This window comes from Thiomonas sp. SCN 64-16 (assembly GCF_001725585.1).
Taxonomy (GTDB): domain Bacteria; phylum Pseudomonadota; class Gammaproteobacteria; order Burkholderiales; family Burkholderiaceae_C; genus Thiomonas; species Thiomonas arsenitoxydans.
This window is the reverse complement of the sequence record NZ_MEGQ01000010.1, coordinates 72216-93185: the sequence shown is the minus strand read 5'-3', so window position 1 is coordinate 93185 and position 20970 is coordinate 72216. Positions and strand designations below refer to the sequence as shown.

At 65.3% G+C, this 20970-nt stretch carries 20 protein-coding genes and 1 pseudogene; 8 read left to right on the top strand and 13 right to left on the bottom strand.

The window, feature by feature from the left end; translation table 11 throughout:
- Positions 1 to 128: 128 nt before the first annotated feature.
- Entirely contained in the window at positions 129 to 1442 is a 1314-nt protein-coding gene (locus tag ABT24_RS04430; protein ID WP_276729215.1) for an NAD(P)/FAD-dependent oxidoreductase, read from the bottom strand.
- 18 nt (positions 1443 to 1460) lie between these two features.
- Complete coding sequence (gene speB, locus ABT24_RS04425) at positions 1461 to 2414, bottom strand: agmatinase (RefSeq protein ID WP_286737368.1); 954 nt, start codon at positions 2412 to 2414, stop codon at positions 1461 to 1463.
- A gap of 222 nt (positions 2415 to 2636) precedes the next feature.
- On the opposite strand from speB, the gene ABT24_RS04420 reads away from it, so the two are divergent.
- From ABT24_RS04420 to ABT24_RS04405, 4 genes are all read left to right on the top strand, one after another.
- The gene (locus ABT24_RS04420; protein WP_276729217.1) at positions 2637 to 4001 is read left to right on the top strand and encodes an aspartate aminotransferase family protein; all 1365 of its coding nucleotides are present in this window, start codon (positions 2637 to 2639) and stop codon (positions 3999 to 4001) included.
- Positions 4002 to 4078: 77 nt separating this feature from the next.
- Complete coding sequence (locus tag ABT24_RS04415) at positions 4079 to 5128, top strand: MFS transporter permease (protein ID WP_276729219.1); 1050 nt, start codon at positions 4079 to 4081, stop codon at positions 5126 to 5128.
- Positions 5129 to 5161: 33 nt separating this feature from the next.
- The gene (locus tag ABT24_RS04410; protein ID WP_276729222.1) at positions 5162 to 5581 is read left to right on the top strand and encodes a hypothetical protein; all 420 of its coding nucleotides are present in this window, start codon (positions 5162 to 5164) and stop codon (positions 5579 to 5581) included.
- Positions 5578 to 5934 (top strand): transcriptional regulator, encoded by a 357-nt coding sequence (locus ABT24_RS04405; RefSeq protein WP_276729225.1) that lies wholly within the window; start codon positions 5578 to 5580, stop codon positions 5932 to 5934. Before ABT24_RS04410 ends, ABT24_RS04405 begins: the two co-directional genes overlap by 4 nt.
- Positions 5935 to 5992: 58 nt before the next feature.
- On the opposite strand, the gene ABT24_RS04400 is transcribed toward ABT24_RS04405, so the two are convergent.
- The 7 genes from ABT24_RS04400 to ABT24_RS04370 all read right to left on the bottom strand — a co-directional run bounded on the left by ABT24_RS04400 (position 5993) and on the right by ABT24_RS04370 (position 13954).
- The gene (locus tag ABT24_RS04400) at positions 5993 to 6511 is read right to left on the bottom strand and encodes a DsrE family protein (protein WP_013104327.1); all 519 of its coding nucleotides are present in this window, start codon (positions 6509 to 6511) and stop codon (positions 5993 to 5995) included.
- Positions 6512 to 6677: 166 nt separating this feature from the next.
- Positions 6678 to 7673, bottom strand: coding sequence for a sulfurtransferase (locus ABT24_RS04395; protein ID WP_276729227.1), 996 nt, complete (start codon positions 7671 to 7673; stop codon positions 6678 to 6680).
- 134 nt (positions 7674 to 7807) lie between these two features.
- A complete protein-coding gene (gene rodA, locus ABT24_RS04390) occupies positions 7808 to 8926 on the bottom strand; it encodes a rod shape-determining protein RodA (RefSeq protein ID WP_276729229.1) in 1119 nt (372 codons plus the stop codon).
- Positions 8923 to 11151, bottom strand: a complete 2229-nt coding sequence (gene mrdA / locus ABT24_RS04385; RefSeq protein WP_276729231.1) for a penicillin-binding protein 2 — start codon at positions 11149 to 11151, stop codon at positions 8923 to 8925. The genes rodA and mrdA overlap by 4 nt, the downstream gene beginning before the upstream one ends.
- Positions 11152 to 11212: 61 nt before the next feature.
- Entirely contained in the window at positions 11213 to 11749 is a 537-nt protein-coding gene (mreD, locus tag ABT24_RS04380; RefSeq protein WP_013104323.1) for a rod shape-determining protein MreD, read from the bottom strand.
- A gap of 52 nt (positions 11750 to 11801) precedes the next feature.
- Entirely contained in the window at positions 11802 to 12749 is a 948-nt protein-coding gene (mreC, locus tag ABT24_RS04375; protein WP_013121960.1) for a rod shape-determining protein MreC, read from the bottom strand.
- Positions 12750 to 12910: 161 nt separating this feature from the next.
- Positions 12911 to 13954 (bottom strand): rod shape-determining protein, encoded by a 1044-nt coding sequence (locus ABT24_RS04370; RefSeq protein ID WP_013104321.1) that lies wholly within the window; start codon positions 13952 to 13954, stop codon positions 12911 to 12913.
- A 236-nt stretch (positions 13955 to 14190) separates the two neighbouring features.
- Between ABT24_RS04370 and gatC the strand changes: the two genes are divergently transcribed.
- The 4 genes and pseudogenes from gatC (at position 14191) to gatB (ending at position 18059) form a co-directional block, all read left to right on the top strand.
- The gene (gatC, locus tag ABT24_RS04365; RefSeq protein WP_276729233.1) at positions 14191 to 14490 is read left to right on the top strand and encodes an Asp-tRNA(Asn)/Glu-tRNA(Gln) amidotransferase subunit GatC; all 300 of its coding nucleotides are present in this window, start codon (positions 14191 to 14193) and stop codon (positions 14488 to 14490) included.
- Positions 14487 to 15948 (top strand): annotated as a pseudogene (locus ABT24_RS04360) (amidase family protein). The gene gatC and the pseudogene ABT24_RS04360 overlap by 4 nt, the downstream one beginning before the upstream one ends.
- 8 nt (positions 15949 to 15956) lie before the next feature.
- Positions 15957 to 16595, top strand: coding sequence for a LysE family transporter (locus tag ABT24_RS04355; protein WP_276729238.1), 639 nt, complete (start codon positions 15957 to 15959; stop codon positions 16593 to 16595).
- A gap of 15 nt (positions 16596 to 16610) precedes the next feature.
- Positions 16611 to 18059 carry an Asp-tRNA(Asn)/Glu-tRNA(Gln) amidotransferase subunit GatB gene (gatB, locus tag ABT24_RS04350; protein ID WP_276729240.1) on the top strand — a complete coding sequence of 483 codons (1449 nt, stop codon included), beginning with the start codon at positions 16611 to 16613 and terminating at the stop codon, positions 18057 to 18059.
- A gap of 94 nt (positions 18060 to 18153) precedes the next feature.
- Here gatB and ABT24_RS04345 read toward each other — a convergent pair whose 3' ends face one another.
- The 4 genes from ABT24_RS04345 to ABT24_RS04330 form a co-directional block, all read right to left on the bottom strand.
- Positions 18154 to 18546, bottom strand: coding sequence for a VOC family protein (locus ABT24_RS04345; RefSeq protein WP_276729242.1), 393 nt, complete (start codon positions 18544 to 18546; stop codon positions 18154 to 18156).
- A 99-nt stretch (positions 18547 to 18645) separates the two neighbouring features.
- On the bottom strand, positions 18646 to 18939 hold the full coding sequence (locus ABT24_RS04340) for a hypothetical protein (RefSeq protein WP_276729245.1): 294 nt from the start codon (positions 18937 to 18939) through the stop codon (positions 18646 to 18648).
- Positions 18940 to 19037: 98 nt separating this feature from the next.
- Complete coding sequence (locus ABT24_RS04335; protein WP_276729247.1) at positions 19038 to 20294, bottom strand: metal-dependent hydrolase family protein; 1257 nt, start codon at positions 20292 to 20294, stop codon at positions 19038 to 19040.
- A gap of 276 nt (positions 20295 to 20570) precedes the next feature.
- The gene (locus ABT24_RS04330; RefSeq protein WP_276729249.1) at positions 20571 to 20927 is read right to left on the bottom strand and encodes an RT0821/Lpp0805 family surface protein; all 357 of its coding nucleotides are present in this window, start codon (positions 20925 to 20927) and stop codon (positions 20571 to 20573) included.
- Between the last annotated feature and the right edge of the window lie 43 nt (positions 20928 to 20970).

Below are 20970 nucleotides of genomic sequence, written 5' to 3'. Positions count from 1 at the left end.
GTTATATAGCGGTGAAAAACTTCGCCAAACAACGAGGGTGTACCCGCAGAAATCGCCAGCAGGGCGAAGGTGTTTTGCCTTGAGTTTGGGGAATCACACTCCAACGCCGCAGAGCGGTTAAGCCTTCTTCAAACCAGATCGCGCAGCCGGTACCACAGCATGCCCAGCACCAGCGCGGGGGTGCGCAGCAGGTCGCCGCCGGGGAAGGGTTTGTGGCGCAGGCGGGTGAACAGGTCGAAGCGCTCGGCCTGTCCGGCGATGGCCTCGGCGGCCAGCTGCCCCGCCATGCCGGTGAGCGCCAGACCGTGGCCCGAGAAGCCCTGCAGATACAGCACGTCGGGCGCGATGCGGCCGAAATCGGGCGCGCGGTTCATGGTGATGTCGACAAAGCCGCCCCAGGCGTGGGTGATCTTCACGTCGCTGAGTTGCGGATATACCGCCAGCATGCTGCGGCGCATGGTGGCCGCCAGATCGCGCGGGGTGGCGGTGGAATAGCTCACCCGGCCGCCGAACAGCAGACGGTCGTCACCGGTGAGGCGGTAGTAATCGAGCACGAACTGGGTGTCGCACACGCAGGCGCGGTTGCGCACCAGAGACTTCGCTCGCTGCGCGCCGAGCGCTTCGGTGGCGATGATGTAGGTGCCCACGGGCATGATGCGCCGGGACAGCCGCGGCGCCACATCGCCAAGCTGAACATTGCCCGCAAGCAGCACATGGCGCGCTCGCACGCTACCCTGCGAGGTTTGCACCAGGGCCTTGCCGCCACCGGCCTGCGCCGCGGGTTTGACGCTGATGACGGGCGATTGCTCGTGTAGCACCACCCCGGCGTTGAGAGCGGCGCGGCCGAGTCCCAAGGTGTAGTTGAGCGGGTGCAGGTGGCCGCCGAAATCGTCCAGCACTGCGGCGCAATAGCGTTTGCTGGCGATGAGGCTGCGGGTCTGCTGCGCGTCGAAGCTCTGCAGATGGGTGTAGCCGTATTCGCGCTGCATATGTTCGGCCCAGGCATGCAGCGCGCGGGCTTTCTTGGGCGTGACTGCTACGCTCATCGCGCCGGGCGTCCAGTCGCAGTCGATGGCGTATTGGGCGATGCGTTCTCGCAGCAGGCGAATGGCGTCGAGCGACATTTCCCAAGCGAAATGCGCGCTCTTGGCGCCGAGCTGGCGCTCGAACGGCTCCATCTCGCTGGCATAGCCCGCCAGCGCCTGGCCGCCGTTGCGGCCCGAAGCGCCCCAGCCGATGTGTCGCCCTTCGAGCAGCACCACCTGCATGCCGCGCTTGCGCAGTTCCAGCGCGGCCGACAGCCCGGCCAGACCCCCGCCGACGATGCATACATCCGTCTGCACCTCGCCCTGCAGGGGCGCGTGGCGCGGCGCGGCCTGCGCGGAGTCAACGTAGTACGAGTTCTCGATCAGGCGCTGCGCCTGTTGTTCCAGCCGCATCATGCGCGGGATCCTTCCGGGTCAGGGGGAGACAGTTTTTTCAGAAGCGAGCCGCGCGCACAGATAAGTCCAGACGCACAACGCCGCGATGTTGGAGGTGAGTTCGGCGTGGTCGTAGGGCGGCGACACCTCCACGCAGTCCATGCCGACAAAGGGCAGCTGCATGGCGCACAACTCTTCAAGCAGCGACAGCACTTGCGCGCTGCTCAAGCCGCCGGGCTCGGGCGTGCCGGTGCCGGGGGCGAAGGCGGGGTCGAGACAGTCGATGTCGAGCGTGACATACACCGGGGCGTTGCTCGCGGCCAGCCTGGCGCGGATGTCGGCGGTGATCGGTGCAAGCTGCGACGGACTCTCCAGGCCGCGCAGCTCGCGCGCGGTGATCACCCGGCCACCGATGGCGTTGACGTATTCACGCGCCTCGCGCTCGGCGGCCGAGCGTATGCCCACCTGCACGAAGCTCTGCGGCACCACCAGCCCTTCCTGCACCGCCTCGTAAACCCAGGTACCGTGCCCCGATGGCTCACCGAAGTGGTCGGTCCAGGTGTCGCAATGCGCATCGAAATGCAGCACCGCCAGCGGCTGGCCATGCACCGCACGCAAAGCCCGCAGCAAAGACAAGGTGATGGAATGATCGCCACCCAGCCACACCATGTGCTGATGCGCCAAGAGTGTTCGCGCCTGGGCTTCGAGCGCGGCGCGCATGGTCTCCAGGCTGGTGTTGGGCAGATACAGATCGCCGTGATCGCACAGATCTGCGGTAGGCGAAAGATCGAAAAACGGGTGCGTGGCATCGCACAGCATCTGGCTGGCCTTGCGGATGGCGTTCGGGCCGAATCGGGCGCCGGGGCGGTTGGTCACCGCCCCGTCCCAGGCCACGCCGGCCACGCCGAAGCGGGGCGTCGGCGCATTCTCGGCGCTGGCTGCTGCGCCGAGAAACCGTTGCTGCGACAGATAGGCAAAAGCGTGTTGAACCATATTTTTCGAATAAGTGAACGGACTGCGAAGTTCAGTCCACGCCAATGAAGCCCTGCAAGCGGTCTGAACCATATCGACATTTTTTCAGGAACGATAGAACCACTTCGCCCACCGCGCGCGGGGCCATTTCGGGGCTTGCCAGACGCTCGCAGGCTTGGCGATACTGCGCGTCGGCCGCTTTCCATCGCGCCCTCAATTGCACATTTTCCAGCGCCCACCGTCATGAGCCCCACAAGCCTTCCCGCCGACCGCATTGCCCGCTTTCACGCGATCGAGGCCGCCCGCTTCTTGGCCGCACATCCGCGCTGCGTCGCGCTGCACCAGCAGGCGCAGCGCCACTTTCTGTTCGGCGTGCCCCTGCACTGGATGGCCGATGCGCCTTCGCCCGTGCCGCTCTATGTGGACAAGGCGCAGGGCGCCCGATTGTTCGATGTGGACGGCCACGCCATCATCGACTTTTGTCTGGGCGACACTGGCGCCATGTTCGGCCACAGCCCCGCAGCCATCGCCCGCACCCTGGCGGAACACGGCGCGTTTGGTGCCACCACCATGTTGCCGTCCACAGTCGCGCTTGAAGTCGCTGACCTGCTGGAGCAGCGCTTCGGCCTGCCGATGTGGCAGTTCACCGCCACGGCCAGCGATGCCAACCGCTTCGTGCTGCGCTGGGCGCGCGCACTCACCGGGCGCCAGCACATCGTGGTGTTCAACGGCTGCTATCACGGCACGGTCGATGATGTGTTCGTCGATCTCGACGCGCAGGGGGCCGCCCACACCCGGCCGAGCCTGCTCGGACAAGTGCACGATCTGGCGGCCTTCACCCGCGTGGTCGAGTTCAACGACCTCGACGGCCTGCGGGCCGCGCTGGCCGCTGGCGACGTCGCCTGCGTGCTCACCGAGCCGGTGCTCACCAATATCGGCATGGTCTTGCCCGAGCCCGATTTTCTCGAAGCCGTGCGCGCGCTCACCCGCGAGCACGGCGCGCTGCTGGTGATGGACGAGACGCACACCATCTCCTGCGGCCCCGGCGGTTACTGCCGGGCGAACGATCTGCGGCCCGATGTGCTCGTCTTGGGCAAGCCCATCGCCGGAGGCACGCCGGGTGCGGCCTATGGCTTCACAACGCAAGTCGGCGCGCGCATGCAAGCCGTCAAGACCGCATCGCCGCCGGGCCATTCCGGCATCGGCAGCACCCTGTCAGCGGGGCTGCTCACCCTGCGACTGATGCGCACCATGTTGGCCGAAGTGATGACCGAGGCCGCCTACGCTCATATGTTCGCCATTGCCAACCGTGTGGCCGACGGGCTGGAGCGCTTGATCGAGAACCACGGTTTTCGGTGGACGGTAACGCGCATCGGCGCACGCTGCGAAGTGCAGTTCGCCCCTCAACGCCCGCGCAACGGCAGCGAGGCCCGCGCCGCCTTCGACGACGCGCTGGAGCCCGCGCTGCAGTTGGCGCTGCTCAACCGCGGCGTGCTGCTGACCCCCTTTCACAACATGCTGCTGGCCAGCCCGGCGCACACCCAGGCCGATGCAGATGCGCTGATCAACGCCTTCGACGACGCGCTCACAGGCCTGAAAAATGCCTGACTTCGGCGAATCTCCGCTTGACACTCTGTTTCGCAGAGTAATAAGCTCTGCGAAACAGAGTGATTCAGGGAGATCGCATGCCATCCATCGCCTCACAGCAGCTCGACAGCATCCACGCCATGCTGGGCGCCGGGCAGCGCAGCCTGCGCCTGGAGTCTCATAGCCTGATTCTGTGGGGGACGAGCTTTGGCGGTCTGGCCCTGGTCAGCAACCACCTGTTGACCGCCGATCAGATCCCCGACCCCGCAACGCGCGCCATGGCCTGGCTGGGACTGATGTCCCTGCTGCTCGGTGCGGTCAGCCTGCTGGACTGGCAGCTCACCCGGCGAGCCAAGCTGGCGCGCGACGAGCTCTGGTCGTTCATCCATCGCCAGGTGCTCAAGGTGTGGTGGCTGCTGCTGTCGGCCGGCGTGCTGGGCACCTTCGCCACCTTTTTCTTTGGCGGCGCCTACCTCGTCTTCCCCCTTTGGCTGGTGCTCGTCGGCCTGGGTCTGTATGTGCATGGCCTGTTTTCGGAGCAGACGGTCGAGTGGGTCGGCGGCCTGCTCATCGCCCTCGGGGTCTGCTCGGTGCTGTTTCGTCTGGATGCACAGTCCTTGCAGTACCTGGCCGCAGCCGCCTTCGGTCTCGGAATGCCGCTACTCGCCCTGCTGCAGGGCCAAAGGCATGCAAGGTCGACACCGTTTTGGCTGCGCGGCGCCAAGCTGCTGCTCTGGCTGGGCGTGGTGCTTGTCCCGCCGCTGCTGGCACAGCGTCTGGCCGACGCGCAGCAGCCCGCCGCCGCTCCGCTGCAGACTTTGCAGGAATATGCCCGCAATCCGCTGACGCGGCAGACCGTGCTGCTGCCTGCCGGGCTGTCCATACCGGTGCACGTCGAGGTGTCGGGCGATGCCTTTTCTCCCAGCGCCAGTTCGGTGCTGCCCCTGGTACTCAAACGCCCGGTGGAAGTGCTGGTCGAACACGGTCGGCCGACGGGGCAATGGCGCTACCCCGCAGGTCCTTGGCAGCACGAAGGCTATCCAACGGCCCTGCTCATTCCCTGGATGCGCGCCACGCTGCAACCGGGCATCGGCCCGCAGTTGCAAATCGGGCTGGTGGTGAATATGACCGCACACGACCCGTCCTGATCCGCCCTCTTTCAACCCCAACTGGAGTTTTTGATGCGAAACCTGCTCTTGCCTCTACTGCTCGCCTGCGCCTCGCTGGCGGCCTGCAGCAGCCTGCCCCCCGGCCCCGCTCCCACGGCGGCCGAAACGTCCAAGCTACCCGTGGTTACCTTGGGGCAGCCGCTACCCAGCGGCGACGCCTATGTGCTGTACTTCCCCGCCGGGACGCCGCTGCCCATCCGCACCGTGGTGGACGGCAGCGCCTTCACCCGGGGCGCCGAATCCACCCTGCACATCGTGCTAAAGCGCGGCATTTATGGCTACCGGCAATACGCCAGCCTGGACGGCCAGCACTGGATGCCCTGGGACCAGATGCTCAAGACCCAATTCCAGATGCACATCCCCGGCAAGGACGGAAAAGATGCCGCCGTGCTGCACCTCCAGATGGACGCACTGAATCCGCCCGCGCCGTGAGCATCGACGCCCTTGATCCCTTGCTGCACCAGCCGCTGCGCACGCAGATCGCGGCCTATCTGGCTGGTGCGGGACAAGCCACGTTCTCCGACCTCAAGCGCCTGATCGGGGTGTCTGACGGAAACCTCGATGCCCACTTGAAAAAGCTGCTCGCCGCAGACTATGTGCAATCTCACAAAACCAGCGACGGACCACGCCCGCAAACCGTCTACTCGCTAACGACTACGGGTCGTGAGGCACTGCTGGCCTATGTGGCCGCGCTGCAGGGCTTGATCGCTTTCGCACAAGTCGAGCCGACCCGCCTGCAAGAGACCGTCAATGCCGCAGCGCAGCCCGCGCAAGGGGTTACTTGAATCGTGCAGATCGGCCCTACAGACCTGCCAAAGCCGCGAAAACAATCAGCCCGTCACGTCAGGGTTTGATGTATTCAAACCCCGCGTGTTCGAGCTGCATGATGCGCAACACCCCGGCGGGCACGATGACCGCTTGCGGCACCAGTACCGGCAGGTGGCCGAGTTTTTTCGCCATGCCTTCCATGGTGTTGTGGCAAGCGTCGAATTCGATGCCTTCATCGTTCAACGAGGAAATGCGCTTGGCCTCCGGGCTGTTCTTGAACAGCATCTTCAGCCCCGGGCCATAGGCCACCACGACTACGCGCGCATTTTCCTGGCCCACGGCGTCGAGAATGTTCTGCGCATTGTTGAGCACCAGATCCCAGCGGGCGGGTTCATCTTCGCTCACCTGCAACACCACGTCGTATTTGGCGAACGGCAGCTTGTGAATGTAGGTCGGCGCGTCGAACTTGAAGTCGTTCAGCATCGACGGATTGGCCGCCTGGGCCTGCATCAGACCGGCGCCCAGCAGGGCAAAAGCCAGAGTCAGATGGCGCGCAGGGCGCATCAGCTGGCGGTGAAGGGGGGTATGAATCATGTTTGTCTCCTCGGTATGGATTGAATGTTTTTAATGCTTTTTATCACGCGTTGACGACGGCATTTGCATCAGGGTGTATCCCCCGTCACCGGCTGTTGGTCGCCACTTGCCGACGCACTTTGCGCAGGGCCGCCCGGCACGCGGCCGGCCCTACGCAAACGGGCGCTCAGAAACTGACCACGGGCAGACCGCGCTGTTCCCACTCGTTCATGCCGCCGGGATATTCGCGCAGACCCTTGCGCCCCATGATGCGGTCGATCACGAACCAGGCGCCAGCCGCGTACTGCCCGGTGTTGCAGTACACGATGCCCGGAGCGACGCGCTGCACGCCGCCACCAGCCAGCACCTTGCGGTAGACGTGCGCAGAGAGAAACCGCCAGGAGCCATCATCCGCGTTGCGATAAAACAGCTCGGCGGGCAGGGGAGAGGCGCCGGCCAGTCTTCCGGCAGCCGGCACCACGGGCGTGCGCTCGAGGCCCGCGATCTGAGCCAACGGGCGCGCGTCCAGCAGCAGACCATGCGCACGCTGCGCCGCCTGCACTTCGGCAGTCGTCGCCAGCAGCGCCGGGTTCGGCGCCTGGGCCTTCCACTTGCTGGAACTCATAGGAGCGATGGCGTCGGTATCCACGTCATAACCGGCCGAAGTCCAGGCGTGCATGCCGCCGTTGAGAATCGCAATCTGCTCCTGCGGCACGCCAAACACCTGCAGTTCCCAGGCGAAGAACGCCGCCTCCTGCAGCGAGGTGGCGTCGTCGCCAGTAGGCACGATCACAATGGGTTTTCCCGGCTCCAATTGCACGGCCTGCATGGTTTCCTCAAACTCCTTGGCTGTGGGCAACATGAAGTCGATCGTCTTGCCGTCGATCACATGCTTTTGTCGCAGGCCCCAGAAGTTGACTGACAGCGCGTCCGGAATATGCCCACCCACCTCTTCGAGCACCTTCTGCCCATTGACCGTGGCGTACTTGGGATCGTTGGTGAGCGAGCCCAGGCTGTCGCGGATATCGACGATCTGCACCTGCTTCGCGTGGTCATGCAGCCAGGGCGGCGTCACTAGCGCGCCCGGCAGCACAGCCGCCTGCGCGGCGCTCGTCACCGCAGCGAGCGCGAACAGCCATGCCCCTATCCACCCCTTGGGCAAACCCCTTCGAGCGATTTTCATTCGACCCCTCCAGTTGTAATGATGATTGGAGTGCCGATTATGCGCAGAAGCAGCGCAGCAAAAACAGGGATTTCTTTGGCTGACGGATATCGAATTTATGGATGATCCCGCGCGAATCTCCAACTACCGAGTGTTCAGCTCTGCACCAGCCGCTTGGATTTGGCGATGGAAAACAGCATGCCCGCGCCGAGCATGAGGGTGATGAGCGCGGTGCCGCCATAGCTGACAAAGGGAAGCGGCACGCCGACCACCGGCAGGATGCCCGACACCATGCCCATGTTGACGAAGGCGTAGATGAAAAAAATCAGCGTGACCGACGCGGCCAGCAGGCGCGAGAACAGCGTGGGGGCGTTGGCGGCGATCATCAGCCCCCGCACGATAAAGAAGGTATAGGCGGCCAGCAGCATGAGATTGCCGGCCAGCCCCCACTCCTCGGCCAGCACCGAGAACACGAAGTCGGTATGCGACTCGGGCACGAAGTTCAGATGCGCCTGGGTGCCGTGCAGGTAGCCCTGGCCGAACACTCCGCCGGAGCCGATGGCGATCATGCTCTGGATGATGTTGAAGCCCTTGCCCAGCGGATCGCTCTGCGGGTCGAGCAACATCATCAGCCGTTGCCGTTGATAGTCGTGCATGAAGTGCCACATCACCGGCGCGCTGGCGGCGGCGAGCGCAAACAGCAACGCGATGACCCGCCACGACAGCCCGGCGAAGAAGATGACGAAGGCCCCGGTGAGCAGCACCAGCAGCGCGGTGCCGAGGTCGGGCTGCTTGGCGATGAGCGCCACCGGCAGCAGCAACAAAGCCGTGGCGATGAAAAAATCCTTCACCCGGATCTGGCCCTCGCGCTTCTGGAAATACCACGCCAGCATCAGCGGCACGGCGATTTTCATCACCTCGGACGGCTGTACCACGGTGACGCCCAGATCGAGCCAGCGGCGCGCACCCTTGCGCACCAGCCCGAACAGGGCCGTGGCGATGAGCAGCGCCACGCCAAAGGTGTAGACCGGCACGGCGATCTGCATCAGCCGCTGCGGCGGCACCTGCGCCGCGACGAACAGCACCAGAAAACCGATGGCCAGATTGCGCAGATGGTCGTCGAACGGCACATGCGCATCTTGCAGGGCGGAGAACAGCACGATGCAACCGATGGCCACCAGCCACAGCAGCGCCGCGGCCAGTGGCGCATCGAAGCCGGTGAGATAGGGGCGCACTCGCCGCCAGAGCGGCGGACGGCCGAAGGTTGCGCTCATAGCCTTACCCCTTCCGATTCATCACTCACATCGGGCCGGGCGCCGAAGCGGGTGAACAGCGGCGCGCGCAGCCCGCCCGTGCAGGCGGTGCGCGGGTAGTTGCCCACGGCCTCCGCATCGAAGGCGGTGGGCTGGGCGCGCGCGCTGGACGCTGCCGCCGGTGCAGGTGCGGGCTTCGCCGCAACTCCTGCGGCCCCCATTGCGGCGACTCCAGAAGCAGTTCCAGAAGCAGCGCCCGCCGGGGCGGATGTCGCCGGAACAGGCGGTGGCTTGGCGCCAGGAATGATCGGCACGCCTTCACGCTCGCCCGCATAGGCAAACTGCACCGGCTGCGGCTTGGCGCCGCTGATTTTCTCGATTTCCTCGTCGGTGGGGTAGAGGCCGAGCAGGTGATAGTCGAGCGCCTTGCGCGCGATGGGCGCGGCCGCAACCCCACCAAATCCGGCGTTTTCCACAATCATCGCCAGGGCGATCACCGGGTTGTCGGCCGGGGCGTAAACCACGTACAGCGCATGGTCGCGCAGATGATGGGCGATGTCCTTGGCGTCATAGGTCTGGTTCTGGCCCACGCTGAACACCTGCGCGGTGCCGGTCTTGCCCGCCGTGGTGTAAGGCGCGCCCTTGAAGGCTTCCGCCGCCGTGCCGCCGGTCTGATTCACCGCCATCATGCCGCCGTGCACCACCTGCCAGTACGCCGGATTGAGGTCGATGCGCTGGGCCACTGGCGCGACCACCGGCGTGAAGCGGCGCGTGCCCATGTCTTCGATCGCACGCACCACGCGCGGCTCGTAGCGCGTGCCCTGATTGGCCAGCGTGGACAGCGCCGTGGCCATCTGCAGCGGGGTGAAGCTGTTGTAGCCCTGGCCGATACCCAGACTGATGGTGTCGCCGGGATACCAGCGCTGCTGCGCCGGGCTGCGAAAGGCCTTGCGCTTCCACTCGCGCGAAGGCAGCACGCCCTTGGCCTCGCCCTTGAGATCGATGCCGGTGGCCTGACCGAAGCCGAACTGCTGCGTCCACTTGGCCATGCCGTCCACGCCCCAATCGTGCGCGACCATGTAGAAATACACGTCGCACGACACCTGTATGGCCTTGTGCATATCGACGATGCCATGCCCGCCTGGCACGTCATCGCGAAAACGGTGTCCGGCGAACATGAAAAAACCGGGGTCGTGAAAGCTCCACTGCGCGGTGCGGATGCCGTCGGTCAGCGCGCCCGTCGCCAGATAAGGCTTGTAAGTCGAGCCCGGCGGAAAGGTGCCGCGCAACACGCGGTTGAGCAGCGGCCGGTCGGGCGAGGTGTTGAGCGCGTCCCAGTTGACCTGATCGATGCCGTCGACGAACAGATTGGGATCGAAGGTGGGCATGGAGACAAAGCTCAGCACTTCACCGTTGCGCGGATCGATGGCCACGCAAGCCCCGCGCCGCTTGCCGTAGAGGTCTTCGATGAGCTTTTGCAGGCGGATATCGACTCCGAGCACCAGATTCTGTCCGGGCGTGGCCGCCACGGTCTTGATCTTGCGCACCGGCCGCCCCACGGCGTTGACCTCGACTTCCTCATAGCCGGTGATGCCATGCAGCTGCGTCTCGTAAGCCTGCTCCACGCCCAGCTTGCCGATATGGTCGGTACCGAGGTAGTTGCTGGCGTCGTCACTGTCGTCGATGCGCTGCTGCTCGGCCTGGTTGATGCGGCCGATATAGCCCAGCAGATGGCAGCCCAGCGCGCCCAGCGGATAGTTGCGAAACAGCCTTGCCCGCACATTCACGCCGGGAAAACGAAAGCGCTGCGCCACGAAACGCGCCACCTCATCGTCGCTGAGCTTGTTGAGAATCGGCAGCGACTGAAAGCGCCGCGACTGCCCCAGCAGATTGTTGAAGCGCCGCTCGTCGAACGGCGTGATGGGCACGATGGCCTTGAGCGCATCGATGGTGTCCTGCAATGTGCCCTTCACCTTCGACGGCGTGATTTCCAGCGTGTAAGCCGCGTAGTTGTTGGCCAGGATGATGCCGTTGCGGTCGAGAATCAGCCCGCGCTGCGGCGGAATCGGCACCAGCGCAATGCGGTTGTCCTGCGCCTGGGTCGAAAACTGCCGATGCCGCACCACCTGCAGCCACACCCAGCGACCGATCAGCAGCGCAAAGCTCAGCACAACCACGGCCGCGGCCAGAATCAGGCGGCGGCGAAAGCGGAACAGCTCGCGTTCGATGTTGCGCAGCTCGGTCATCGCAAAGAGGCGTAAATAGAGATTGAGCCCGTTGCGGGCGCAAGGTTCAGCACGGTCGCCATCACAAAGGCCGATTGCGGTCGGAATCCGGTGCGCGACGCTGCGGCGCCAGCAGCAGCCAGGACAACAAGGGCCAAAGCGCCGCCTGCACAACCGGCGCCAGCAAAAATGCCCAGCCTGGAAAGCTGCCGCCGGCCCACATGCCCACCAGCAGCAATAGCACCTGCGTGGCCACGAACAGCGGCAGCACATGCAAAGCCTGCTGCAGCGGCGGAAACCACAGCAGCCGGCGGTGCAGCGTGATGGCGAAATAGCTCAGCACCGTGTAAACCAGCGCATGCTGCCCCAGCACCGAACCCTGCTGCACATCCACCGCCAGCCCCAGCACGAACGCCACGGCCATGCCCACGCGGCGCGGCTGATGCACATTCCAGAACACCAGGGTGAGCGCGACCATATCGGGCATCCACGCCAGACGGCCCAGCGGCAAAAAGTCGATCAGCAGCGCCATCAGCAGACTCAGCGCGATGAACCAGGGGTTGACCGGCAGCAGCAACACCTCGCGCGCGCCGCCCGCAGGAGCTCGTGCGGAAGGCATGGCGCCCTGATCGGAGCGACGGCGGCGGGGCAGGAAAGACACAGCAGTCAGATCAATGTGAAGCGGCGGCAGCAGGCTTGGGCACCGCCTTGCCCGACTTTTGCACCTGCGGCTCGGTGGCCTTGACCGATGGCCCCGCCACCAGCGGCGTGAGCGGCTGGAGCACCAGCACATGCCGTCCGCCTTCGACATCGGCAAGCGGCGCGCACATCACCCGGGCAAACGCCGTATCGCGCTGGCGGGTGACGGCCGTCACCCGCGCCACGCGCAGGCCCGCCGGATAGATGCCGTCCACCCCGCTGGTCACCAGCACATCGCCCACGCGCACATCGGCGGCAGCAGGCATCCAGCGCAGCTCCATGCCGCCCTGGCCCAGCCCCGGCTCGCCGTACACCACGCCGCGCTCGCCGGTGCGCTGGTTCTGCACCGGCACCACGGCGTCGCGGTCGGTGATGAGGGTGACTTCGGCGCTCCACGGGTAATCGCGCGTGACCTGGCCGAGCAGCCCGGTTTCGTCGATCACCGGCGAGCCGAGTTCGACGCCCTGCAGGCGGCCGCGGTCGATCACCACGGTGCGGCTGAACGGATCGCTGGCCTGCGCACTGATCTGCGCCGCCACCGACTTCGGCGGCAGGCTCTGCTGCAACTGGAGCAAACCGCGCAGGCGGTTGTTTTCCAGCCGCAACTGCGCTTCGAGCTGGGACTGCAACGACAAGGCCACATTGGCGCGTTGCAGTCGGCTGATTTCAGCTTGCGCCTTGGCCGGCGCTTCAAGATAGCCGCTCAGTTGCCGCGACCAGTCCACCGGCGCCTGCGCCATGCGCTGCAAGGGATAGATCGCCACCGACAGACCCTGGCGCAGCATGGGCGTGACCTTGAACCGCACATCCAGCGCCATCAGCAAAATGGCCAGCGCGGAGAACAGCACCAGCCGCGTGAGCGCAGAAGGCCCCTGCCGGAAAAACGGCGGAGGTGAACGCTCAAGAGTGCCGTAGGCCATGGGAACGAGAACAAACGCAGGGCGGAAAGGGCTCAAATCGAAGCGGCTCGAATCGAAACGGCCCGGCTCGGGGGCGCAGCGCGATCAGTGAAGTACTGCGGAGCGCCGAGAGAAGATCGCCGATCAAAAAACCGCCGCAAAACAACCACAAAAAACGCCGCTTACTCCGACGTGAAAATGGTGCCCAGCCGATCCATGCGCTCCAGCGCCATGCCGCTGCCACGGGCCACGCAGGTGAGCGGGTCTTCGGCCACCAGCACCGGCAGGCCGGTTTCTTCGGCCAGCAGGCGGTCGAGGTCGCGCAGCAGCGCACCGCCGCCGGTGAGCATCATGCCGCGCTCGGCGATGTCGGCGCCGAGTTCGGGCGGGGTTTGTTCGAGCGCGTTTTTCACCGCCGAGACGATCTGGTTGAGCGGATCGGTCAGCGCTTCGAGAATTTCGTTGGAACTGATGGTGAAGCTGCGCGGCACGCCTTCGCTCAAGTTTCGGCCCTTGACTTCCATCTCCTTGACCTCGGAGCCGGGGAAGGCCGAGCCGATTTCCTTCTTGATGGCTTCGGCCGTGGGCTCGCCGATCAACATGCCGTAATTGCGGCGGATGTAGTTGATGATGGCCTCGTCGAACTTGTCGCCGCCCACGCGCACACTGCCCTTGTACACCGTGCCGCCCAGCGAAATGACGCCGACTTCCGTGGTGCCGCCGCCGATGTCCACAATCATCGAGCCGGTGGCTTCGCTGACCGGCAGCCCGGCGCCGATGGCCGCAGCCATCGGCTCTTCGATGAGGTACACCTCGCTGGCGCCCGCGCCCAGCGCCGACTCGCGAATGGCGCGGCGCTCGACCTGGGTGCTGCCGCAGGGCACGCAAATGATGATGCGCGGACTGGGCCGGAACATCCGGGTGTCGTGCGCCATCTTGATGAACTGCTTGAGCATCTGCTCGGTCACGGTGAAGTCGGCGATCACGCCGTCTTTCATCGGGCGGATGGCCTCGATATTGCCCGGCACCTTGCCCAGCATCTGCTTGGCTTCCTTGCCCACGGCCTGAATGGTTTTTTTGCCGCTGGGGCCGCCCTCGTGGCGAATGGCGACAACCGACGGCTCGTCGAGCACGATGCCCTTGCCGCGCACATAAATGAGCGTGTTAGCGGTGCCGAGGTCGATGGCCAGATCCGTCGAAAAATACTGCCGGAATGTTCGGAACATGGAATATGGGGGCGCCAACCGCGCGCCCGGCTTTCTGGAGGTGTGTGAAATAAGCAACAAACGGGCTTGATTTTTCGGTCAAATCCCGTGCGCCAAATCGAAGCATCATAACCCATGCATGCGCATAAAATGACGTTTTCCGCACCCATCTGCAGGGGAAGCTCCCCAATCCGCCCGCTTGCCGGGCGGCATGTTTTGCGTCCCTGTTTTGCGTCCCTGATTGCCGCCGCCCCACCATGTCACTCACTCTTCCCGATATCGACCGCCTGGCGCAACTCGCCCGGCTGGATCTGACCGCCAGCGAGCGCGACCACCTGCTGACCGATCTCAACGCGTTTTTCGCCGTGGTCGAGCAAATGCGTGCGGTCGACACCGACGGCGTCGAGCCGCTGGCGCACCCGCTCTCCGCCGTGCAGGACATGCCGCTGCGCCTGCGCGAAGACGCCGTGACCGAGGGCAATATCCGAGACGCCGCGCTGCGCAACGCGCCCGACGCACAAGACGGCCTGTTCCTCGTGCCGAGGGTGGTCGAATGAGCGCATCCCTGACCGATTTCGCCACGGCCGACCTGCGCACCCTGTCCGCCGCGCTGGCCGCCCGGCAAGTGTCCAGCGCTGAGCTCACCCGCGCGGCGCTCGACCGCATCGCCGCCCACGCCGATCTGGGCGCTTTCCTCCACGTCGATGCCGAAGGCGCGCTGCAGGCGGCGCAGGCCGCCGACGCCGCCCGCGCCGCGGGCGACACCCGGCCGCTGCTGGGTGTGCCACTGGCGCACAAAGACGTGTTCGTCACCCGCACCCTCCCAGCCACCGCCGGTTCGCGCATGCTGGCCGGTTATGTCAGCCCGTTCGACGCCACCGTGGTCGCCCGTCTGGGCTCAGGCGCGGACGACTTTGCGGGCGCGGGGATGGTCACGGTCGGCAAGACCAATATGGATGAGTTCGCCATGGGCTCGGCCAACGAGAACTCGGCTTACGGCCCGGTGCGCAATCCTTGGGACTTGGCGGCCATTCCCGGCGGCTCCAGCGGCGGGCTCGATCCGCCAGCCTGCGGCGATGTGCGGCATCACCGGCATCAAGCCGACCTACGGTCTGTGCTCGCGCTACGGCATGATCGCCTTCGCCTCCAGCCTCGACCAGGCCGGCCCGATGGCGCAGACCGCGTGGGACTGCGCCGCCCTGCTCACCGCGATGACCGGCTTCGACCCGCGCGACGCCACCAGCGTGCAGCGCGCCGTACCCGACTATGTCGCCGCGCTCGATCAACCCCTACCCGGCGCCACCGCCGCGCAGCCGCTCAAAGGCCTGCGCATCGGCCTGCCGCGCGAATACTTCGGCACGGGCCTTGCCGCCGATGTCGAATCCGCCGTGCGCGACGCCCTCAAGACCATCGAGAGCCTGGGCGCCACCTTGGTGGACGTCTCGCTGCCGCTGACTGAACTGTCCATCCCGGCCTACTACATCATCGCCCCCGCCGAGGCCAGTTCCAACCTGAGCCGCTTCGACGCCGTGCGCTTCGGCCATCGCACGGCGCAATACAAAGCCCTGGCCGAGATGTACGGCAAGAGCCGCGCCGAAGGCTTCGGCCCCGAGGTCAAACGCCGCATCATGATCGGCGCCTATGTGTTGTCGCACGGCTATTACGATGCCTACTACCTGCAGGCGCAAAAAATCCGCCGCCTCATCGCCGACGATTTCGCCCGCGCCTTCACCCAGTGCGACGTGATCGCCGGGCCGGTGTCGCCCACGGTGGCGTGGAACCGAGGCGACAAGGCCGACCCGCTGGCCAACTACCTGGCCGACATCTACACCCTCTCGGCCAGTCTGGCCGGGCTGCCGGGCATGAGCGTGCCCGCGGGCTTCGGCACGGGGGCCAACGCGCGCCGCCCGGTCGGCCTGCAACTCATCGGCCCGCACTTCGCTGAAGAGCGTCTGCTGCAGGTGGCGCATCAGTTCCAGCAGGTGAGCGACTGGCATCGCCGCAGCCCCTTCTGAGCCCGCCGATGGATCTGCACACCTGGCTGACCTTCTTCGCCGCAAGCTGGCTCATCAGCCTCTCGCCCGGCGCGGGCGCGATTTCGTGCATGACCACGGGGCTGCGGCACGGCTGGCGTGTGGGGGTGTGGAACATCTTCGGCCTGCAACTGGGCATCGCCGCCATTCTGGTGGTGGTTGCCGCTGGGCTGGGCGCGCTGCTGGCCGCGAGCGAAACCGCGTTCAGCGTGATCAAGTGGTTCGGCGTGGCTTATTTGCTGTGGCTGGGCATCCAGCAATGGCGCGCCCCGGCGCATGGGCTGGCCGATGCCGACGGCAGCGCAAAAAACACCACGCCGCCCACGCGCGGCCAGCTCGTGCTGCGCGGCTTTCTCATCAACGCCAGCAACCCCAAGGGGCTGGTGTTCATGCTGGCGGTGCTGCCGCAGTTCATCAACCCCGCCGCGCCGCAACTGCCGCAATATCTGCTGTGCGGGCTGTCGCTGTTCATCACCGACATCGTGGTGATGAATGGCTACACCTTGCTGGCTGCGCGGGTGCTGCGCGCCCTGCGATCAAAGCAGCATCAACTCTGGCTGCAGCGCAGTTTTGGCACCCTGTTCATCGGCGCCGCGCTGCTGCTTTCGGCGTTTCGCCGTTCAAACTAATCAAGGAATCTTGTCATGCAATGGGAAGTGGTCATCGGGCTGGAAACCCACGTTCAGCTCTCCACCCAGTCCAAGATGTTTTCCGCCGCGTCCACCGCGTTCGGCGCCGCGCCCAACACTCAGGCCTGCGCCGTCGATCTGGCGCTGCCCGGCGTGTTGCCGGTGGCCAACCGCGCTGCGGTGGAACGCGCCATCCGCCTCGGTCTGGCTCTGGGCGCCACCATCGCGCCGCGCTCCGTCTTCGCGCGCAAGAACTACTTCTACCCTGACCTGCCCAAGGGCTACCAGATCAGCCAGTACGAGATTCCCGTGGTGCAGGGCGGGGTGGTCGAGTTTCTGGTGGACGGCAAACCGCACCGCCTGCAGCTCACCCGCGCCCACCTCGAAGAAGACGCGGGCAAGTCGCTGCACGAAGCCGGGCTGTTCGACCGCGCGGGCAACGCCGCCAGCGGCATCGACCTCAACCGCGCGGGCACACCGCTGCTCGAAGTCGTCACCGAGCCCGACATGCGCAGCGCCCGCGAAGCCGCCGAATACGCCCGCGCCCTGCATGCGCTGGTCATGTGGCTGGACATCTGCGACGGCAACCTGCAGGAAGGCTCATTCCGCTGCGACGCCAACGTCTCGGTGCGCCGCCCCGGCGAACCCTTGGGCACGCGCTGCGAAATCAAAAACCTCAACAGCTTTCGCTTCCTCGAAAAAGCCATCGAATTCGAGGTGCGCCGCCAGATCGAACTCATCGAAGACGGCGGCAAGGTGGTGCAGGAAACCCGGCTTTACGACCCCGACAAGGGCGAGACCCGCACCATGCGCACCAAGGAAGACGCGCACGACTACCGCTACTTCCCCGACCCCGACCTGCCGCCGCTGGTCATCTCGCCCGAGTGGATCGAGCGGGTGCGCGCCGACATGCCCGAGCTTCCCGGCCAGATGGCCGCACGCTTCGTCGCATCCCACGGCCTGAGCCTGGATGCCGCGGCGCAGATCACCCAGACCCGCGCCCACGCCGCCTACTTCGAGGCCTGCGTCGCCGCGGGCGCCGCGCCCAAACTGGCCGCCAACTGGATCATGGGCGAACTTGCCGCCCAGCTCAACCGCGACGAGCGCGACATCGGCGCCAGCCCCGTGAGCGCCGCGCAACTCGCCGCGCTCACCCGCAAAATCGACGACGGCACCCTGTCGAGCAAGACCGCCAAGGAAGTCTTCTCCGCGCTGTGGACGGGCGAGCACGGCGGCGATGTGGCCGCCATCATCGACGCACGCGGCTTGGCGCAGGTCAACGACAGCGCAGCGCTGCAGGCCGCCGTCGACGCCGTACTCGCCGCCAACCCGAAGAACGTCGAGGAATACCGCGCCGGCAAGGACAAAGCCCTCAACGCCCTGGTCGGCCAGGTGATGAAAGCCACCGGCGGGCGCGCCAATCCACAGCAGGTCGGTGAGATGCTGAAGAAAGCCGTGGGTTGATGCTGTTTTGCCTAGGCGTGCTCTTGGTGCGAAAACCAGGGTGGCCCTGTGCTGTGACGCTAGACCTGACCCCAAGCTCTTTCTTGTGGCCCGCTCATTCGGCCTGGTGGCAAGCCACGCATAGCTTGTTGCCATCGGGATCACGGAAATACGCGCCGTAGTAGTTGGCATGGTACTCAGGCTGCAGACCAGGCTTGCCTTCGCATGTACCCCCGCTGGCGAGAGCCAAGGCGTGAACCTGATTGACTTGCTCTCGGGAATGAGCGAGAAACGCGACCATTTGCCCATTGCCGGGCTGATGCGGTTGCTGGTTGTCGGGACGGCCGATCAAAAACAAGGGCCTTGGACCCGGCGAAGATTCCCAACCAGCCCAAGGGCGCTCGGGCTCTTGGAAACGGAATTGCACGCCAAGTGCATCGAGCACCGGCTTGTAAAACGCCATTGCTCGGTCAAAGTTTGCGACGCCGACCATAACGTGCGAGAACACTTGCCTTCTCCTTCGACAGCAAGCTTGGGGGCTAGCTTGATCGCTTTCAGCCGTTCTGCCTAAGCTCAAATCGTAGCCTCTCGCCCTGCCGCCCCACCCTTATTCCTTCCGGCTGGCCCCCGCAGCCGATTCCAGCCACTGCCTCGCGGCCTGTGCCAAGATGGCATTCACACCGCCCTCGACGGTCACAGCCTGCTCGCGCAGGCGCTGCGCCAGATCAGCGGGCAGTTTGCAGGTGAGTTGCACCAGTTTGGGCGCACTCTCCTTGGGTTTGGTCTCGGCTTTCGCGGCCACGGCCTTGGCGCCCTGACCGAAGCGCTGCGGGATCGTGCCCGACTTCAGCTTGCCGTCGAGTTTCTTGGCAAGGTGCTTTTCAAGGTCTGTCTTTTTCATGCTCATGGGCTACCCCCGGTGGTGTGGACGGGCATTGTCCTCCACACCGCCTCCACTTCGGCGCGGCGCAAGGCAATCCAAAAGACGTGGCCCTGCGCCTACAAGGTGTTTTTCACCACCCGGCCGTTCTTGATGATGCACTTGAGATGCTGATCGGGTTCGAGCAAGGGCTTGAGCGAGCGCGACACATCGCCATCGACCACCAGCAGATCGGCCCAGGCGCCGGGTTCGATCACCCCCAGTTTGGCGCCGAGATAGGGATTGCGCTGACCGGCAAGCGCCAGCAATTCGCCGTTTTGCGAGGTGGCCTGTTTTAGCGCGTCCAGGGGCGAATACCAATTTTCCAGGGCGACCAGCCGCACGGTTTGGTAATGGGTTTTTCCCGGCGCGAACAGAATGTCGCTGCCCCAGCCGGTTTGCATCTTGTGTTTGATCGCCAGTTCGTAGGCCCGGCGCGTTCCGGTGGCGATCTCGTCGCTCTTCGCCTGCGAGCCGGGATCGGCCATTGGCGTCGGGGCGGCCTCCGGCAGGAAGGGCTGCAAAGACCACCAGATGCCTTTATCTGCCATCAGGCGCACGGTGGCCTCGTCGGTCAGCTGGCCGTGCTCGATGACCTTGATGCCAGCCTCAATGCTGCGCTGCATGCCCTTGGGCAGATAGACGTGGGCCATGACGTAAGTGCCCCAATCCTCGGCGGCTTCCACCGCCGCGCGCAGTTCGGGCAAGGTGAACTGCACCGAATCGAGTGGATCGTAGAGCGACGACGCGCCGCCTCCGGCCATGAGCTTGATCTGCGAAGCGCCGCGCAGCAATTGCTCGCGGGTGGCCTTGCGCACACTGTCGGCGCTGTCGGCAATGGCCGACGCGCCCAGGTGTTCGGCATGGCCTACCGCGCTACAGGCCGCGCCCGGCCCGACCTCGTGCAAAAAGCGGAAGTCGCCGTGCCCTGCGGTCTGCGAAATCATGGCGCCACTTGGAAAAATGCGCGGCCCCTGCACCAGTCCTTGGTCGATGGCGCTCTTGAGCGCAAACACCGGCCCGCCTGCGTCGCGCACCGTAGTGAAACCTCGCAGCAAGGTGCGCTGCGCCTCAGAACCAGCCGCCAAGTGAATCAGCGCGGGATCGGCCATGAGCAAGTGCTGCATGGACATGGCCGCCATCAGGCTGTGCCAATGCGCATCGATCAGCCCCGGCATGAGCACCCGGCCGCCTCCGTCGATGATCTGCGCACCCTGCGGTGCGCCTTGCCCCTGCGGCTCGACGGCCCGAATCCGCGCGCCTTCGATCACGACTTGCAGGCCTGGCTGCAAGCGGGTGCGCCGACCATCGAAAAGCTGCACATTGCGCAAAACCATAGGCGTTGCAACTGCCGTTGCCGAACCAGAGGGCGCTGGCTGCGCAGAAGCGGCAGGGCTCAGCCCGCCAACGCCTGCAGCCAAAACCAGCGCGCTCTGCAAAAAATCGCGGCGCGAAAATGCCCGCTCAAGTCGTCGCTGCACCTGCGAGGCCTCATCGCCACCGCAGCGGCAATAAAAGGCGGAACGCGGCGAGGTTTGAGCGCCGGGATGGGGAGTGGAAGGTTTGCGCATGGGAGTCCTTCAAATACGCCAGAGCACTTGGCCAACGGGCTGCTAAGGAACCAGGCGCCATTCGCCCGCGGGCTGGCGGCAGGCCCGCAAACGGGCGGACTTGGCCGGGTCACGCGGGGTGTAGAGCGTCACCCGAAAGGTCTTGCACAACCGCCCTTCTTGCGTGTTCGAGGCGATCAACTTGAAACTGCCGCCCGCGCGGCTCTCGGGGTTGCGCCATTCCAGAAGTGTGGCATCGCTGCTCAAAAATGCCGCACCTTCTTCCGATAGCTGGTTGATGTCGGCTTGGCTGAAGCGCTGCAGCGGCGTGTTCTTGAGCACGGGCATCCAGTTGTCTGCCCATGCTGTTGAAACCATGGCTACCGTGGCGATCGCCATAAACCACGATTTGTGTCGCATGTGTTGTCTCCTCATCGTGTGATTCAGCCTAGGGCCTGTTCAC